The 1,334-nt window shown below is 35.2% G+C and carries 1 protein-coding gene; it reads right to left on the bottom strand.

Annotated elements, in window-relative coordinates:
• Window positions 1–185: 185 nt before the first annotated feature.
• On the bottom strand, window positions 186–1,247 hold the full coding sequence (locus Q0954_RS33925; protein WP_299466521.1) for a hypothetical protein: 1,062 nt from the start codon (window positions 1,245–1,247) through the stop codon (window positions 186–188).
• Window positions 1,248–1,334: the final 87 nt, after the last annotated feature.

Raw genomic sequence — 1,334 nt, 5'->3', positions numbered from 1 at the left:
CTTTGGGAACTAAGTAGTTTATACACTATTTCGAGTTTATTTTGGTAGCTGTCAAACCTCCAAAAAACGAGCATAGCCTAAGCTACGTGAGTTTTTTTAAGTAAAGTCAGCAGGCAAAAGAAGCCGAAATATGTGAAAGGATTTTAGTACCCAGAGCACTAGGTGGGAATAACGTTTTTTTGTGGCTAACTATAACTCACCTCTACAATAAACAAGCTATCAGCTCCCATGACTGGAATATAGAGTTTTTGTTTGTTTTCATCATAATGCCATTGGTGGGCAGGTGCTACCCAAGATTCTACTTTTTCTTGTTCGTCCTCCAAAAATAAAGCTTGGTGAGGCGATTTTGCACGCCAAGTTTCAAAATTTGCACGCCAGACTTGAATGGCTTGCTCATATTGGGCAGAACTTGGGTTGATAAAATCGGAAGCCTTAGGCTTGTTTGGTTTTTCAGGTGATGGTTGAATTACAGGAAAAGCTTCAAGTGGAGGGATACTGAAAAAGATTTGTCCAGAAGGTTTATATGCAATAAAAAAAGGTGAATAATTACCTCTCCCTGAGAAGTAAAATTTTTGATCTTGATCTATATATACCAAATCCCAATAATATTTACGGTAACCTTCTGGGTCAGATGGAAAAAGCTTATGCTGTTTTTCTACTAGTTCAATAGGTATTTTAAAGGAAAATATTTGCTTCGGTCTTTTTTCTCCAAATTTCCATTGTTCTACTGTAATTACATGAGGAGTTTTTGAGTTGACAGGGCGAGATATATAAATATAGTTTTGAGATGGTTCTACAACGATATTGCTGACTTCTTCTAAGGTTGGCTCAAAGACTGCATACTGGTAAATATATTCATAATTTAACCCTGTATTTATATTAAACTCCACAGAGTTTTGTTGGTACCCCAAAGGTATTTCGTTTGTAGGTAATGCCTCCAGGATTGTTTGAATAGATGTTTCTTGCGACTTGTAAGACAAACAATTTCCTGTCAAATCAAAGGAATATTCATCTATTTTTGTGGTAGGATTCTTAAATACCCTATTAAAGTATCCAGGGGGTTTGTTACCTATAGGGCGTTCAATACTATTTTGAAAATCTATTGGACTATATTGAATATCTAGGGCTTGTATTCCTTTTATATGAACTAATTGTGTTTTGAGGTCTATCCAAGCATCCAGTTGTGAATAATTTATGTCTTTTTCTGACTGAACTAGCTTAATCTCTTTAAGTTGGTTAGTTGTCAAGTAGTAAACATATATACTTCAAGCTGTTAGGATTTGTGAAAACTTTGAAATTTTAGAGAGAGCAGTGATTCAAGTTCTGTTTGGTAC

Origin of the sequence: uncultured Microscilla sp. (assembly GCF_947493425.1) — a bacterium.
GTDB lineage: Bacteria > Bacteroidota > Bacteroidia > Cytophagales > Microscillaceae > Microscilla.
Note: the sequence above shows the minus strand (reverse complement) of the source record. Positions and strands in the feature narration are given on the sequence as shown.